General features: G+C 44.6%; 7 protein-coding genes and 1 CRISPR repeat array. Of the genes, 5 read left to right on the top strand and 2 right to left on the bottom strand.

From position 1 onward, the window contains the following. Positions 1-23: 23 nt before the first annotated feature. On the bottom strand, positions 24-878 hold the full coding sequence (locus DMN77_RS05115) for a helix-turn-helix domain-containing protein (protein ID WP_179013820.1): 855 nt from the start codon (positions 876-878) through the stop codon (positions 24-26). A gap of 294 nt (positions 879-1,172) precedes the next feature. On the opposite strand from DMN77_RS05115, the gene DMN77_RS05110 reads away from it, so the two are divergent. The 4 genes from DMN77_RS05110 (at position 1,173) to DMN77_RS05095 (ending at position 8,861) form a co-directional block, all read left to right on the top strand. Continuing rightward, complete coding sequence (locus DMN77_RS05110; RefSeq protein WP_179013818.1) at positions 1,173-3,200, top strand: beta-galactosidase; 2,028 nt, start codon at positions 1,173-1,175, stop codon at positions 3,198-3,200. A gap of 100 nt (positions 3,201-3,300) precedes the next feature. After that, positions 3,301-4,269 carry a phosphotransferase family protein gene (locus tag DMN77_RS05105; RefSeq protein ID WP_179013817.1) on the top strand — a complete coding sequence of 323 codons (969 nt, stop codon included), beginning with the start codon at positions 3,301-3,303 and terminating at the stop codon, positions 4,267-4,269. 358 nt (positions 4,270-4,627) lie between these two features. Beyond that, positions 4,628-5,590, top strand: coding sequence for a copper amine oxidase N-terminal domain-containing protein (locus DMN77_RS05100; RefSeq protein ID WP_179013815.1), 963 nt, complete (start codon positions 4,628-4,630; stop codon positions 5,588-5,590). Between the two features lie 19 nt (positions 5,591-5,609). Continuing rightward, entirely contained in the window at positions 5,610-8,861 is a 3,252-nt protein-coding gene (locus DMN77_RS05095) for a DUF5704 domain-containing protein (RefSeq protein WP_218652861.1), read from the top strand. Positions 8,862-9,108: 247 nt separating this feature from the next. Then, a CRISPR array of direct repeats spans positions 9,109-10,005; the repeat unit is 32 nt; unit sequence GTCGCATCCTACACGGATGCGTGGATTGAAAG. Between the two features lie 170 nt (positions 10,006-10,175). On the opposite strand, the gene DMN77_RS05090 is transcribed toward DMN77_RS05095, so the two are convergent. Next, positions 10,176-12,527, bottom strand: coding sequence for a M13-type metalloendopeptidase (locus DMN77_RS05090; protein ID WP_179013814.1), 2,352 nt, complete (start codon positions 12,525-12,527; stop codon positions 10,176-10,178). 385 nt (positions 12,528-12,912) lie between these two features. Here DMN77_RS05090 and DMN77_RS05085 point away from each other — a divergent pair, with 385 nt between their 5' ends. Next, the gene (locus tag DMN77_RS05085) at positions 12,913-17,574 is read left to right on the top strand and encodes an S-layer homology domain-containing protein (RefSeq protein WP_179013812.1); all 4,662 of its coding nucleotides are present in this window, start codon (positions 12,913-12,915) and stop codon (positions 17,572-17,574) included. Positions 17,575-17,578: the final 4 nt, after the last annotated feature.

Below are 17,578 nucleotides of genomic sequence, written 5' to 3'. Positions count from 1 at the left end.
CCTGCCTTTTTGCTTCGCCGGAGTTAGTGGAGCTTGCGAAAATGCTGTGGTGTCATGCCGGTGTGCTTGCGAAAGGTAGCGATAAAATGGCTGACATCACGGAAACCGGTATGATGAGCAACTTCTGCGACGGTTAACAGGGAATCCGCAGCCAGCTTTTCTTTGGCTTTATGAATCCTCATTTGCACTAAATAGGCGTAAGGCGAAAGATCGAAAGTATTTTGGAACAGCTGGCTTAAATACCGCCCTGACACATTCAGCACATGGGCCAGATCATTCAGCCCGATATCGGCGTTGCTGTAATTGTTCTCCATCCACCGGAGCAAAGGGGCTAGCTTCTCCATATTACGGGTTACGGACGAATTGCTGACCTGCCCGAATTTACTAAGCAGGCCGAGGAAGCGATAGGCATTTACGGATGCCTCCAGGCCGAATATGTCAGGGCCTTTCCCGATATTTTCGATCATTTCGCCCAGAAAATAGGCCAGCGGGGAATCCTGCTCCCAACGGAAAAAGTTTGATTCACGGATACCGAAGGCGGACAGTATCGCTCCGGCGGCTTCTCCGCCAAAAGTTAAATAGACGGTGGCCCATTTAGCCTCGCCCATTGATTCATAAGCATGCGGAATGCCGGGTGGAAGCAACACGCCGCTGCCGCGAGCCAGCGTAAAGCTGCCTTGGCCATATGAGAGTACGCCTTCCCCCGCCTCGGTTTGCAGCCAGTGATAGCAAGGGTAGCCTTCCGGACGATTGATTTTCTCTTGATTCGGATTGCATCCGATGCTCTCAACCTGAAGCGGAAGCCGCAAATTGCCAGATGGGGCGAAGACGAATCTTTGCCAGGCAGGTTCATCAGCAAGCCATGAAGATCTATTCATAAAGTTACCTCGCTTTTTCTATATGCATGTTTAAAAAGACCAGTTTTCAGCACCGAGAAGTTTGGATGAAGCTAGGGACTGAGGAGCGGAGCGTACGTAGTTTGTACGTGAGCACCGGAAGGCCCGGCTGAGTTCAAGATTCGATGTCGAATAGCTTTATAAATGGACTTTTAAAACAATCTCTTGTAGTTCCATATTATCATATTAGGTTTCGGTTTTATTATATATAAAGCGGAAAGTAATAAAGTTACAATTGAAATATAATTATATTTCTGGATAAAGGATGTGCTTGCAATGATCAATAACAAGCTTCCAAAGATTTGGTACGGCGGAGATTATAATCCTGAGCAATGGGACCCGGAAACCTGGAAAGAGGACGAGCGCATGTTCAAGCTGGCGGGGATCGATGTGGCAACCATCAATGTATTCTCGTGGGCGATGCTTCAACCGGATGAAGTCACCTATGATTTTTCAGCCCTGGATGAGACCATGGATCGCTTGTACAAAAGCGGGGTGTATGTATGTTTGGCAACAAGCACCGCTGCTCATCCGGCATGGATGGCCAAGAAGTATCCAGATGTAACAAGAGTAGATGGGCAGGGAAGAAAACGCAGCTTTGGCGGACGCCATAACTCCTGTCCTAACTCGCCAACTTATCGCAAATATGCAGCCCTTATGGCTGGGAAACTGGCTGAGCGTTATAAGGATCACCCAGGACTGCTCGTGTGGCATGTCTCAAATGAATATGGCGGCTATTGCTATTGTGATAACTGTGCAAAGGCCTTTCGCGTCTGGCTCAAAGAGCGTTATGGAACGATAGATCGATTGAATCATGCCTGGAATACCCGGTTCTGGGGACACACCTTTTATGATTGGGACGAAGTTGTTCCACCGAACGAACTAAGTGAGGAATGGGACGGGAACCGGACAAATTTCCAAGGGATTTCACTTGATTATCGGCGTTTCCAATCGGATAGCCTGCTGGATGCCTATAGGCTGGAGTATGAAGAAATCAAGAAATATACACCGGATATTCCGGTAACGACGAATATGATGGGATTGTATCCCGAGCTTGATTATTTTAAATGGGCGGAGTATCTGGATGTAATCTCTTGGGATAACTACCCCGCTTTGGATACCCCGGTCAGCTATACGGCGATGACGCATGATTTGATGCGCGGATTAAAGAGCGGTCAACCGTTTATGCTGATGGAGCAGACACCAAGCCAACAGAACTGGCAGGCGTACAACTCTCTGAAGCGGCCAGGCGTAATGCGCCTCTGGAGCTATCAGGCTGTCGCGCACGGCGCGGATACAGTGATGTTCTTCCAGCTGCGCCGTTCGATAGGGGCCTGCGAGAAATACCATGGAGCGGTCATTGAGCATGTCGGTCATGAGCACACCCGCGTCTTCAGAGAGTGCGCAGAGCTTGGGCAGGAATTGCATGTGTTGTCTGATAAGCTGCTGGATGCTCGGGCTCATGCCAAGGTGGCGATTTTATTTGATTGGGAGAACCGTTGGGCGGTCGGATTGTCGAGCGGGCCATCCGTAGCTCTCGATTATGTGAAGGAAGTCCATAAGTATTATGACGCTCTTTTTGAGATGAATATTGAAGCAGATATGGCGGGTGTTCATGAAGATCTGAGCAAGTACGATATCGTAATCGCCCCAGTGATGTATATGGTGAAGGAAGATTTTGCAAAGAAAATGGAGGATTATGTAGCTGCCGGCGGCACGTTTGTTACTACATTCTTCAGTGGGATCGTGAACGAGAATGATTTGGTTACGCTTGGTGGTTATCCTGGAGAACTGCGTCCATTGCTTGGTATCTGGGCAGAAGAGATCGATGCCTTGTTTCCGGATCAGCATAATCAGATCGTGATGAAGCAGACTTGGGGAGAATTGCAGGGGAAATATGAATGTGGTTTGCTCTGTGACTTGATTCATGCAGAGGGGGCTAAGGTTCTGGCCGAGTACGGTTCGGATTTCTATCAAGGCATGCCGGTGCTGACCGTAAATAAATATGGCAAGGGCAAAGCTTACTATGTGGCAAGCAGTCCGGAAGCTGCGTTTCTTAAAGGATTCCTGGCCAATTTGTGTGCGGAGAAGGGCATTGAGCCGCTATTAAATGCTCCGGCAGGGGTTGAGACGACTCAGCGTGTGAACGAGGGCGTCTCCTATCTGTTCGTGTTGAACCATAACGCAGCGGATGTCGAGGTGGATCTGGGGAGTAAGAAAGCTGTGGATCTACTAACTTCTGAGAGTGTGAGCGGCCGGATGGTTATTCCGGGCCGAGGGGTCAAAATATTGGAGCAGCTTTAAAATCTATTGAAAAATTTACAATAAAGAAGTATTATCCGTATACACCGATAAGCCACTCGTCATCCTGCGAGTGGCTTCATCGATATGGGGAGGAATGAAATTGCAGAATGCAATTCGGAGAAAGATGGCGCGCAGTGAACTTAATCAGGCTATCAGGACAGCCTTTGCAGGCACTAAAAGCATAGCTTATGCGGAAGAGTTAACAGATGGAATGTATAACACGGCGTACACCTTAACCTTGAACGATGGAAAGAAGGTCGTACTTAAGGTTGCTCCCGATTCTTCCATACAGTCGATGCGTTATGAAAAAGGAATGATGCGCTGTGAGGTGGAGGTTCTTCGTCTTTTGCGGGCTCGGGGAGATATTCCGGTTCCCGAGGTGTATTACTATAGTGGCGATCAGACGGATCTGGAGTATTTTATTATGGAATATATGTCCGGTGTAACCTTTGTTAAGGTGAAGAAATCGCTGCCTCAGGAAGAGAGAGAAGTCATTGAGGCTGAACTAGGCCGTCTTAATCGCTTAATTAACGATATTGAGGGGGAACGATTTGGCTATTATGCTCTGCAAGAGCAGCAGGGGACGGAGTGGCCGGATGTGTTGAGATCCATGTTTGGTGGAATTCTTGCCGATGCCCGGGATGCCGGGGTAAGCTTGCCTATGACAGAGGATGAGATATGGTCAGTGCTTGATCAAGCGCAGGCCAGCTTGGAAGAGGTGAAGACCCCTTGTCTGGTCCATTGGGATTTATGGGATGGCAATGTATTTATCCGGGACGGCCGCATTACAGGTTTGATCGATTGCGAGCGGGCACTCTGGGGCGATTATTTGCTGGAATTTAACTTTCGCACAGTGTCGGGCCAATCCGCAGCTTTTTTACGGGGCTACGGTATTGAGCAATTAACCCCGTCCGAGAAGACTCGGAGCCAAATCTATGATTTGTATTTGGTTCTTATTTTACATATTGAATGTGCTTACCGAAAATATGAGGATCAGAGGCATATCGAGTGGGCCACAAAGCTTCTGAAGACGACCTGGGAGGGATTTACCAGAAGCGAAGACAAGTAGATTCGGTCAAGTTTCCTATTTACTAATACCCATAATTTCTATATAATGGAACCAGTGAAGCACACTTCTACTTATTTTTGATAATAGAGGTGTGCTTTTTTGTTGTTATATAACTAGCTTTGGACGGGCTTATTGGGTTTGGCTATTCATAGAAGTTTGTTCGAAAACCAGTTTTCAGCATTGAGAAGGTTGGATAAAGCTTGGACTGAGGAACGGAGCGTACGTAGTTTGTATAAGAACACCGAAAGGCTGGGGTGAATTTAAGATTCAACGCCGAGATTTCTTCTTGGCTTACTTCGTGATCAAAAGTGGACTTTTGAATTACATTTAAAAAAGAAGATAAGGAGAGTGGTTGGTGATGAAGAAACTAGTAAAAGTATTGTTGGGGATAAGTCTTGGAATTAGTGTGATCTATTTGGGAGGTTCTTCTGTAACATCACCTGTTGGTGCAGCTGGCAAACAAAGCCCTGTAGTCTTTGGAGCTCCTAAGCTTGCCGTCATCGTTAACGGTAAAAAGGTTATGTTCGATGGCGGTGATCCGGTGATGGAAAATGGGCGTGTTCAAGTTCCTTTGCGAGGTGTTAGCGAAGCGTTAGGAGCAGAAGTGGGTTTCCAGGGGAAATCCGTCTCCTATACCAAGGGAGATAAGACTATTTCATTGACCCTTGGAAGTAAAGTTGCGAAAGTAGATGGAAAATCAGTCACTATGGATACTACAGCCAAAGCAGTAAAAGGTCGGACCTATGTTCCTCTGCGTTTTGTCAGCGAGAACCTTGGCGAAAAGGTAAGCTGGGACAAAGCTGGTAACTGGGTCTGGATCGGGGAAAAGACCATCCTGAGCACGGACGATGAGCAGTTTAGGATGCGGGAATTGGGGGATTTTAGTAAGTACTATAAGAAAAGCGCGTATCTACTGAACAATGTCTCAGACGATCCATATGAAGGGATTAAGATATTTAATATTTCGCAGCTCCCAATCCAAATGGCCGATGATTTTATTCTATACGATATTTACTTGGTCAAAATATATGGACAAGATTATATAGCTATTCGTAGTAACGAAAATGGTTCGCCTATTTATCATATGGTTGCTAATAGTAACGCAAAGTACCGACGTGATGGATTGGATGCTGGTACTAAGCATGGGGATGGAACGATCACGAATTATTATCCGGTACTAAGTGCTTCGGATAAATTTGTGAATGGGATCTACACGGATGTTAATTGGGAGAAATATGATCTCAAAACAGCTGATTACATTGCATTTGATTCAACCTACCCTAAAAATTATATCGTCGCGTTTACTAATCCTTTTAGATGAGGGAAGTGGGTGAACACGGATGACAAAACTAAAGAAATGGATCATGTCAATATTTGTAGCCATATTACTTTTTAGTTTTATAGTTATGATTTATCCTGACAAAGCTGAAGCGGCCATTGGCCCCACTCGAATGTATCAGGATCCGGGAGATGAAAATGTATATTATTTTCTCGGAATGGTGTATTACGAGGTTTGGAAAAATGCTAGTGGTATGTGGACAAATGGAGTAGGACCAGGAATGTCTCCAGTAATTGATGGGTTCGACTATACATTTCAATTTAATTCTAACAGGAGAATTAAGAGTATTGTTCCTAGTCAGTTTACTTACTCAGGAAATAACTGGGAAGGAGTATTTAATGCGGCAAGGACAGGTGAGCTAGAAGAAAAGCCTCTTAACTACTATAAAAATGCAACTTCAAAAAAAGGCTACTCGTATACACAATATACTCCAGTAGGAATCGGAACCAATATTGCAACTTACCCAGTGTATATAACAAGTGGTTTTCTAGAAGCGGTTGAACCTATTGACAGGAGGAAGGAAGAAGAAGCCAAGGGCCAACAGTTTTCCAAAGGTGTGGAAGGTTGGCGCTACTACTTTCCAACCTTATTTACCATTACCCTTGAACCGGCAGAAGGAAAAGCGGTCATCAAGCACTTCACAACTAAAGGTGATCCTCTTAATGGGATAGATGGGTTTAAGGACTATGAAGTAAAGCTTGAAAAAGATCAACAATATGTTTTCGAAGCAACGCCTTCAACAGTTACATGGGAATATCAAGGGTATAAAGCAAGTAATCAGAAAGCTCCAAGCGGAGGGGAAATCAAACCAGGAAAACCACCGACCATCGTTTATAGTGGGACATACTCAATCTATTACCTCTATTTATACTATGCAGATGAGCCTGATTCTTGTGTGCTTGATCCGAATGAATCTGGGTGTGGACCGCCACCACCTCCTCCTGGGAGTGTAGATTGTACAGATCCCCTTCCTGGTCAATCGATCGCTGGGGAAGATTTATACCCTAACGTCAGTGCTGTCATTAAAGCGGATAGCCGCGGAAATGAACGCTTCAATGTACTCGATGGCGTTCCTACGACAGAAAGCTTGTACGGAAATGTATGGTCGAAGGATTACCTTAGTAAATATGAATATCAACAAATGGTAGGCAAGTGTACTTTTGAAGTGAATGTGACGGTTATGCCCTCGCCCTCAGCTCCGAGTGAACCTACTCCTGACCCGAATCCAGATCATGGGGAAGATGCAGGAGAGTCGGGAACCACAGTTCAAGTCATCGTAGAGAAAGAATATTCGTACTGGACGATAGAGAGAATCAAGATTTATCAGATTAAGGAATCCGCGTTGTGGAACTATGCCTTTAATAATGGAGGTATTCGGATTCAGCCAAGTGGGTATAACGCTCCGTATTATTCAACAGCGCAGACTGCAGGTTATGAACCGTCTTCTGTTCCAGAAGATATTACGGTCAACTTTGATGCAGATCCACAGGCAGCTGCAGAGTCAGCCGTGTATGTAAACGTCAATAATGATACTTTTATTTTTTATAATCAGACGTTAATGAGCGGATCAACCACAAGTAATCATGGACCAACACCTAGGCCGATTCCCATAGCTACCATGACAGGAGACAATGTTATTTATAGTCCTAACAACGTCATTCCAATGAGCAAGACAAATAAAGCAAATGAACCCAGTTCAGGGACCATTTATTATGAACAAGTTAATGGGTCCGATACGATGAACTTTGCCATCTATGGTATTAATCCGGTTACCGTACATACTCCGGTTGTTATTTATCCGGGAGTATCGGATGATAAGGCTCATAACCAGAAGACGAATCCGGCATTAAATCGTTCGGCAGTTATTCTGGAGCGTCTCTTTACGGTACAGATGCCGAATAGCGGGCAGCATGCCAAATATCTGGGGTATGGGAATCGTGATTATTTAAATTACATAGGAAGTAAACAGATTCGTTTCCCATTTGATGTGTATAACGAGGCGAAGACTAAGTTTTATCCGAAGAACACCTGGATTGAAGTTGAAAAGTCTGAGGAGTTCTTTACCTTTTATTTGCCGGTATGGGTGGATGAAGGTTTTTACGATGTGGAGTTTCAAACGGTTGCTCATAATGCTCCAACTGGGGCCACGCATGAGACGAATGCAAACCTGAATTTATCGCATCATATCGCCTATGCTATAGTACCTGTAGATGTAATCGGGCGCGTGTATGATTTTCATGTTACCGATATTGCCGATTACAACTGGGAAAGCGTCTTTCGGACGGAGATAGGACAAGCGTTATCAACTGGGGTTTCCTATTGGGTAGGTCTTAACGGTATAGATGGGGTTACGCGTGGCAATACGGAGAGGTATACGTTACCGATTCGCCCTGGGAGTCATCCTGTTTATAAAAATGCGGTGATCAAATCAGGCTATCATTTTAAGTTTGATTTGAAGACGAAGGGCAATATGTTCGGTGCTCAGGATCAGATTCGCATTACTCCGACTTTTTATTTTGTTAGTGCTCAGGATGGTAAGCGAACCCCGGTGGATCTGTATTATCATACTGGGCGCAGCAGTTATGTTAGGATCGGTTCACCGATGGATGAGGTGGAACGTTATGTTGTTCTGAATGAACGGCTACGGAATGTTCCAGACGAGGAATTAACAGATACGGCGCTCTATAAATATGATCACGAGTATACGTTTGGACAGGTTGCCAATATTGGACGAGCTCAGTACGTTCAGTACTATAAGGAAAAGATGACTAAGCAAAAAACAATAATCGGTCGTCTTAGTCTGTTACAGCTTCCTGCGAACGTTCGCACCTTGCTGGGACCGAAAAATGGTCTGCCTGTTGGCGTGGATTCAGCACGGGCCAGTGCATCGATTCAACGATGGTATGGGGAGTATAGTCTGCCTGCAGAATTGTTCGCGGTAGAGGCAGGGACAAATGTAGCAGAATATGGACGTACACATCAAGGTTTAACGGATAAGTCTCCGATTTTTCTGAAAGAGGGCTATATTGTCGTGAATTTTAACAGTGAGACGATACGCGATGGGCAGATAGACAAGCCATATTTACAGTATGTCTATGCTCCGCTGATGAATCAGTGGCAGCAGATGGAAGGTTTCCGGCGCAAGATTACTGATCCGTATGGGCGTACCTTCACTATGATGGATGGAGATATAGTCTTTTACCACGCTGATCAATCCAGCCGAGATGATTTTCAATCAATGGTAACTCATTAAGAATAAGTTGCCTCATTTTTATGATGAAATAGAGGAAATTTGAGCAGATGAGTTGAATATTATTTTTATAATATTTGTCAACAATTTGGTGCGAACCTCAAGCGAACATGAAATCCCTAGGGGATTCGCACCATGAATATCATTGTTTTTATCCATGATTGGATTAAAATGTAATTTGTTAACCCTACAAATTAATTAATTCAATAAGAAATTACCGATACGTGGACATTTTCTCCCCAAAATCGGAGTCGCATCCTACACGGATGCGTGGATTGAAAGTTTGATCCGGCGCTGCTGTTAGCAGAGGAGCCGGGTGTCGCATCCTACACGGATGCGTGGATTGAAAGCAATACATTGTAATGATGCTCTCTTTCTGCCGCCGAGGTCGCATCCTACACGGATGCGTGGATTGAAAGTCATTATGCCACTTATCTATGTTGTTGTTATAACGGTCGCATCCTACACGGATGCGTGGATTGAAAGTCTACGCCAACGATACCAATGCGACCTTGACCATGTCGCATCCTACACGGATGCGTGGATTGAAAGTTCTCATCCTGCAATGCTTGCTTTTGGTCTTCAAGGTCGCATCCTACACGGATGCGTGGATTGAAAGCTTTACTTTTGTTGCTCCCTGAATCTCCTATACGTCGCATCCTACACGGATGCGTGGATTGAAAGTCCTTTCTGAATGTAATAAATGTGTACCGGACCGGATGTCGCATCCTACACGGATGCGTGGATTGAAAGCAATAACATTCAGTACATGAACATTGCCCATCCGTCGCATCCTACACGGATGCGTGGATTGAAAGTCCATGTGCCAAATTATCCTTTACCTCTCTTAATAGTCGCATCCTACACGGATGCGTGGATTGAAAGAGATCAATTCACGATGTCATACAGTCGATCTTTGGTCGCATCCTACACGGATGCGTGGATTGAAAGCCGTCTCAGATGGATAATGCAACGGAGTTTGCGGTCGCATCCTACACGGATGCGTGGATTGAAAGTGTACGGTCTTCGCGTTTAATGGGGTGGTACATAGTCGCATCCTACACGGATGCGTAGATTGAAAGCCGTCAACTGGCGTGATCTTGCAGTATATTTCTGTCGCATCCTGCCCGAATGCGTGCATTGAAAGCCGTAAGGCCGCAGCGATTGAAAATAGCGCCCTTAAATCTTGTGTATCCCATTGGATGCGTCATTCAAACAACAAATGTCAAGCTAAACGATTCGCTTCAACCAAAAAGCTGATGCCCTTTTTTTCGGCATCAGCTTTTTTTCTGGATTTCATTCGGCTTTTTTATAGAATTACCAAATGCTTACGCGATTCTCGGGAGCCACGTACATGGCATCTTTTTCGGTTACTTCATAGGCTTTGTAGAACTCTGGGAAGTTTGAGACCGTGCGGTTTACACGTACCTTGTTCGCAGAATGGGTGTCGACGGTTGACATATACTTAGCGATTTCTTTGTTCATTGTAGTACGCCAGATTGTGGCATAACCTTCGAAATAAGCTTTGTAATCCGGATTTTCCGTTTTGGACAACACCTGAAGTGAAGCAGCCATACCGCCGAGATCGGCGATATTTTCGCTTACGGTCAGTTTGCCGTTGTTATACACGCCAGGAACGACTTCAACGCCGTCGTAATAAGCAATCACTTGCTCACATTTTTCCTGGAACTTCTTATAATCTTCTGTTGTCCACCAGTCGACTGCATTTCCGTTCTCATCATAGGCGGAGCCCAGATTATCAAAAGCGTGGCTGATCTCATGCGCAATAACCATGCCGATTGCACCCAGATTTGTCTCATGCTTGGCCTTCAGATCATAGAACGGAGCCTGCAAGATTCCTGCCGGGAACACGATTTCGTTGTTCAACGGGTTGTAATAAGCATTTACGTCGTAGACGCTCATCATCCAGCTATTCTTGTCAACAGGCTGGCCGAGCGAAGCAACCGCGCGTGCTTTACTAGCCTTGGAGATGGCCACAATATTTTCGAACAACGATCCACCATCCTCGTAGGATTTAATAGTTACGTTTTTAAGTGAATCGTCCCATTTATCCGGATAACCGATTTTGATCGTCATTTTATCAAGCTTTTTAATTGCCTTGGCATTGGTTGTCTCGGACATCCAATCGAGGTCTTGAATTCGTTCTTTATAAACCTCAATAAACTGTTTGACCATTTGCTCGACATCTTGCTTGGCTTCTTGGCTGAAGTAGCGTTCTGCGAACTCTTGGCTAAGATAATCGCTCATCACTCCTTGAGTGATCATCAGGGCGATTTCCTCATTTGTTTTTTCACCTTCTACACCGAACATTTCAGACTGGAACTCTTGGCTGATTTTAACGAAGTCTTCTGACAGCATACTGCCTGTATTCATTAATAATAGGGCTTTGGCATAGGTTTTGAGCGTGTCGAGATTTGGATCAGTTAATATTTCAGCTGTTTTATTAACCAAACCGATATCGGTTACAATCACTTTATCCGTGTTGTCGAAGTGAAGCTCTTTCATCACCTTCGCCATATCAAATGACTTAAAGAGTGCGACAAATTTGTCTTTGCTGTAGGCATTATAGAAGTTATTTACGTTTCCTTGATCCTGAATGTCCATGGTCGCTGCAGCCAATTCTTTTTCGAAGGAATACATAACTTCAGCCTGTGTTTTTGCAGATTTCTCATCTGCTCCAGACAGTTTGAACAATTTTGTTAAATAACCAATATATACGTTTTTGGTCCGCTCATCTCTGGAAACATAGCTGTTCTTATCAAGTACGGTGCCTAGGCCCGAGAAATACAAAGTGTTGACATTACTGTCTTTGGCATCTCCCATAACGGCAAAAGAAAGCAAGGAACCGTTCGACATCGCACTCTCCATTTCTAGAGTTGTATCAAGCAATTGCTGAATGGAAGAAGCTTTATCAATCGCGGTCAAATAAGGAGCGATCGGCTTGATTCCCTGTTGGTTACGATGCTCCACATCAAGAGCGGTTTTGTAAAAGTCGGCAATTTTTTGCTCTATGGAGCCTGCCTGCTGTGGTTTCTGCACGATTTCATCGATGATGGTTTTGACGCGATCCTCGTTCAAGGTTGCCAGTTCATTAAATACACCATTAGTCATTTCTCCAGCTGGGATAGTGGATTGATTCAGCCAGGTCTTATTCACGAATTCATAATAATCATCGCGTGGATTCGATCCTTTGAGGGCCATCAAGCGTTTCGTTAAGGTATTTAACTGCTCCATGGTAATGTGGTCGGAAGCTCCAAGCTTTCCGTTTGGATAACCGTTAATGATACCCGTCGCTGTTAGCTTGGCAATTTCATCCTCAGCCCATTTCGGGATGTCAATGAATTCAGCAGTGATGTTGGCAATACGCAGATCATTGCCTTTTGGCTCAGGCAGCTCGGAGAACGCTCGACTCAGCATTATTAAAGCTTCAATTCGGGATACATCTTGGTTTTCCTTTGCATCTCCTTGGCCATAGCCTTTCAGAATATCTTCCTTTTTGACACCAGGATTGTAATCATCTACGACTTTCAATAGATAATTTACAACTTCTCCCCGGGTCACATTTGCTTCTGCTGCTTGGGCAAGCCCGCTTGGAAGTGTACTTAATAAAATAGATGAAGATAGTAATACGGCTGCAAGTTTTTTCACGCTGTATCCCCCTATAGTTTAAATGAAAATTATGTAATTCGGTAAATACGCAAGCAGGTTATGAGCTCCTGTATGGTATTATTCTCCTTATTGTATACGGAATAGAACCTTGGAGGATTCAAAAAATGTAAGCATAGGCAGAGGATCAATAAAATTTCCGGCGATAATTTGCAGCTTAAAGAAAGAAAAGTTATTTTTTTTATCTTATAAAGGAGGAATTTTTCTCCCAAAGAAGAATATAAGGAGGAGTATTCCAAAATAAATATGGGAGGTGATGCTCGTAAAAAATTCGCGAACGAAAATAGAAATTTAGACGAGATGAGCTGTATGAAGAGGGAGTGCTGGGGAAGCTGCTTTTTCATGAATCCTATGGGGAGGTACGGTAATGAGATTAAAGAATACGCTGTCTTTCATCTTATGTTTTGCTCTCTTTTTTTCTGGAATGACGTTGAATGTGTTGGCCGATGAAGCGGAAGCTATCACAGCGAAAGCTGCAAATGGCAGCACCATTAGCATTACAGCAGTAAATCGAGCCATTGCAGCCTCGGATGAAATGATTTTGTTTACTAGGGAAAACAGCAGTAAGCTCACGGATCCCAATCCTTACGCGGCCGCCGCAGTTGTAGACTACCATGAAGGTACTTACAGCGTAACGGAAGTCACTTATCGTGCAGGTGCTGTAGAAATACCAACGAATGGCTTTGTATTGTTTGGTCACGGATCGAGTGAACAGTGGATTAAAGACAATATGAGTCCGGGAGACCCGGTTGAGATTATTGGCTACACGCTACCTGTACCTGTTGTCGGAGGTCCACAGCTCATCACAGAACAGGGCATCCTACCGATCGACGTCGTGGATCAGGATCAGCCGGCCAACACCATCGCGGTTTATACACGACATTTTGGCGAGATGACAAGACCATTTTCTGAAGATACCGTTCAATATATCATTACCAATGATGTGTCGGTGGTGAAAAGCACCTATGATGTTCATGGTCAGAATGGAACCTATATTCCTGCAAATGGTTATGTCATTTCGGTTTCTGGCAGCGCTGCGTCATCCTTGAGTTTAGTGGTGGGGCAGTCCGTGCAAGCAATTAACATAGATATTCCGATTTTGCCCAGCAAATATTTGAAAGTGAATGGTATTGCGGTAGGCATTGATAAAATAAATGGACCGCGTGGAACGGGAGAAGTGGTGTTGTACCAGCCTACGTATGGCGCAACCACTAATCAGAATGCTTGGGGAATGGAGCTTACTGTTGTTGGCAATAAGGTGACCAATACCGTGGCGATTGCAAGCGATCCCAATACAGGGGGGTATCTTGATAATAACTCATCCATTCCAGCGGATGGATATGTGCTGTCGATTCAAGCGTCAAGTCCATACTATAACCAACTAGCGGATAAAGTGAGTATCGGCACAGAGGTTGAGCTGGTAACGGATAGTTTAATTTACCAAGCCGCTAGAACCTCGTATGATGCATTTAATCCGAAAGTAAAAGAAGATAATCCCGCAGGCTGGGACGATGTCGGCAATGTGCCTTATCCAGGATTCCGTGGATCGGATCAGTTGATCGTCTATGATCGTAATTATGGCGAGGAGACTGGCACGAACCCATGGGGCAATGAAGTCATTGTTAATGCGAATGGATATGTGACGAACAATGGCGGGAACAACAGTAAAATTCCTGAAGGCGGCTATGTATTATCCGGTCATGGGGTTAAAAATACATGGTTAAAGAACAACGCCCTGGTCGGAGCTAAATTGAGTCTGGATTTTGCAAAAAAAGAAGTGTTGGTGATTTTTACGCCGGAATCTTACTTAGATAAAGCATCGATCAGTATCGATAGTGCAGAGAGAGCGCTCCAATTATCCAAGGATCATTTTATGGATGTGCCTTATGCCGATATTGAACAGAAGATTGTAGAAGCGAAGGCCGTTTATGAGTTGGCCAAACAACGATTAAATGAAAGCGGTACCAACGGGTTGATGGATTTACTGAATGACTTGGATCAGAAGGTGACGGATGCAAGTTATATGAATTTTGAGTCTCCAAAAGTACAAACCAGGGGACTCTGGATGAGGCCGAAGGAAAAGAACCTGGAGCAGGTTCGAGATCATGTGAAGAAAATCAAAGAGACCGGGATCAATACCATTTATCTGGAAACGTGGTGGAATGGATATACCACTTGGCCAACGTCTTTGCCGGACACCGAATTAAATCCTTTGTATGAAGGCTTTGATGTGCTTGGAGCATTTATTGAGGAGGGCAAGAAACAAGGGATTGAAATTCATGCCTGGGTAGAGAACTTCTTTGTTGGCGGACCGGTTGTGGTGAATCATCCCGATTGGCGTATGATCAGCAGACAAGGTATTGATTATGAAGTGGGCTTGAACAATGCCAAGTGGTATTGGCTTAATCCAGCGCTTCCGCAGGCTAGAGATTTCGTTGCCTCTGTATACAATGAGCTCATCACAAAATATGACATTGCATCACTGCATTTGGATTATGCGAGGTATCCAGATTCCAAGGATTACACGAATGACTTTGGTTATGACACGTATACCCGCAATTTATTTAGCGAGAAATATGGCGTTGATCCGCTTGACCTTCATCCAGGAGATCACTATTGGGATGAATGGCTGCAATTCCGTGCGGACATGATCAATACCTGGGTCGTTCGGGTAGTTGACGAAGCGCATCAAATCAAACCAGAGCTACAAATTACTGCCGCAGTATGGCCGAATTATGAGGAAGCACCGAAATCGCATGCACAAGAAGTAAAATACTGGTTAGATCACAATTTAATCGATCACTTGTTCCATATGTCTTATGCGCCGGGTTCGGAATTAACGGTAACGGACTTGAGAAACTCCATGGCATTAGCAGGACACAATGCATTCGTCTCATCGGGACTAGACGCGTTTCAAGGTAATCCTACATCAGCTGTTGTGGATCAGATTATCGAAGCAACAAAAAATGATGGAGCTGGAGCCGCATTATTTGAATTCGAAGGACTATTTAATTATAAGTATGACAAGGTGCTGAAGATTGGGGTGTATCGTAATCAAGCTATTTTGCCCGAATATGATACGACCAAGCCGCTAGCAACCGTAATGGAAGAAATGATCCGTAAAATCAATGAGATTTACGTTCCTTTCCAAGGGATGAGCAGACAGGAAGGCGATACCCTTATTCACAAAATTCAACCGACAGTTCAAGCGTTGAATACGAATGAAGATATGAGAGCTGATACAGCAACCATCGCTAAGCAACAGATCGAATCCCTAAGAAGCGATCTTGATGCCAATAGCTCGATTAATCCCGAAGTGAAAAATCGAATGATACTTGACCTGGATTATGGACTCAAAATGGTCAACATTTATTTCTCCAAAGCCGCATCGAAAGCGCAATTGAGCACACTGACAGTAAGCAAGGGGAAGCTGAACCCTGCCTTCAATCCGTCAATTTATGCCTATCAGGTTGATGTAGATAATACGGTTACTACATTGAACATTACGGCGAGTGCGAGCAACCCGACAGCAAAGATTTTTGTTGACGGTAAGAACTATGCGAGTGACTCGGCGATTCCTGTGCAGCTCAAAGTTGGATTGAATTCAGTGACCCTGCAGGTAATGTCTGAAGACGGTTTGACGATAAATTATAATCTGTCGATAAACCGTGCCTCTATGGGAGATCCAGGGAATAGCAGTGGCAATGGAGGCGGTAACAGTGGCGGTGGTAATATCACAACCACAACACCTCCTCAAGATAAAGTGGAACCTTCGACAAATGTGAGGCTCGACAGCAGTGCGCTATCGCTTAAGTCGGAAAAGAAACCAAACGGACAAACGATGCTGACTGCTATAGTGAGTGCGGATGAATTGAATAAAGCCTTCCAAAGGTTGAAGGAGAGTAAAGAGTCGCCCGGTACTGTCACGATTGAATTGCTGGGTGAGGATGATATTCAACAAGTCGGTATTCCGGTACAATCGCTTATCGATGCGTTGACGAACGTACCTAACGCAACCATCGTAATCCAGGGAAATCACGCCGTCTATGAATTGCCGGTATCATTAACTAATTTGTCCGCGTACATCAAAGAGCTTGGGGCGGATGCCAAGGATGCGGTTCTTTATGTCACGATCGAACAAGTGAAAGGTAAAGATTTGGAACAAATACGAAGTCAAGCTGAACGGGAAAACGCCACACTCGTAGATGATCGGGTGATTGATTTCTCTGTTCGAGTCGAGACGAATGGGAAAATGAAGATCTTCTCGAATTTTGGAAATGAGTATTTGAAGCGTAGTATCATTCTAGCTCAATCTATATCGTCGGATACGGCAACAGCGATTTATATCGATCCGAATACAGGCAGGTTCTCCTTCGTACCTTCCATATTTACAGCACAAGGCGGTCAGACGGTCGTGATGATGAAACGGAATGGTAACAGTAAATACGCTGTGATTCAATCTTCCAGAACATTCAAGGATTTGAAGAATCATTGGGCAAAATCTGATATTGAGTTACTTGCATCCAAGCGTATCATCGAAGGATTGAGCGTGGATCAATTTGCTCCAGATCAAAAGGTTACACGTGCTGAATTCGTAAGCCTACTGGTTCGTTCGTTAGGTTTGAATTCGGACACCAGCATCACGCAGTTTCATGATGTGTCTAACTCCGATTGGTTCGCTGGCGCCGTAGGTGCTGCGGTAAATGCGGGTATCGCAAAAGGCAATGAGGATGGTTCCTTCAAGCCTCATGATTCCATTACGAGAGAGCAGATGGCAGTCATGATTAGCAGAGCGCTATCTTTTGCCGGCAAATCCGTGCAGGCTCCCACTCCACTTGATTTGACCGTCTATCATGATGAGGAAACGATCAGTGTTTGGGCGCAAGCAGCAGTCGCGGAGACACTTGATGCAGGTATTTTGAAAGGGGTAACAAGTACGGCGTTTGAACCGAATATTCATACATCACGTGCACAAGCAGCTGTGGCTGTGAAGCGTATGCTGCAATATTTAGGCTTTATCAATTCCTAATGAA

The organism is Paenibacillus sp. 79R4 (genome assembly GCF_013393165.1).
Classification (GTDB): domain Bacteria; phylum Bacillota; class Bacilli; order Paenibacillales; family Paenibacillaceae; genus Fontibacillus.
This window is presented reverse-complemented; position numbering and strand designations above follow the sequence as displayed.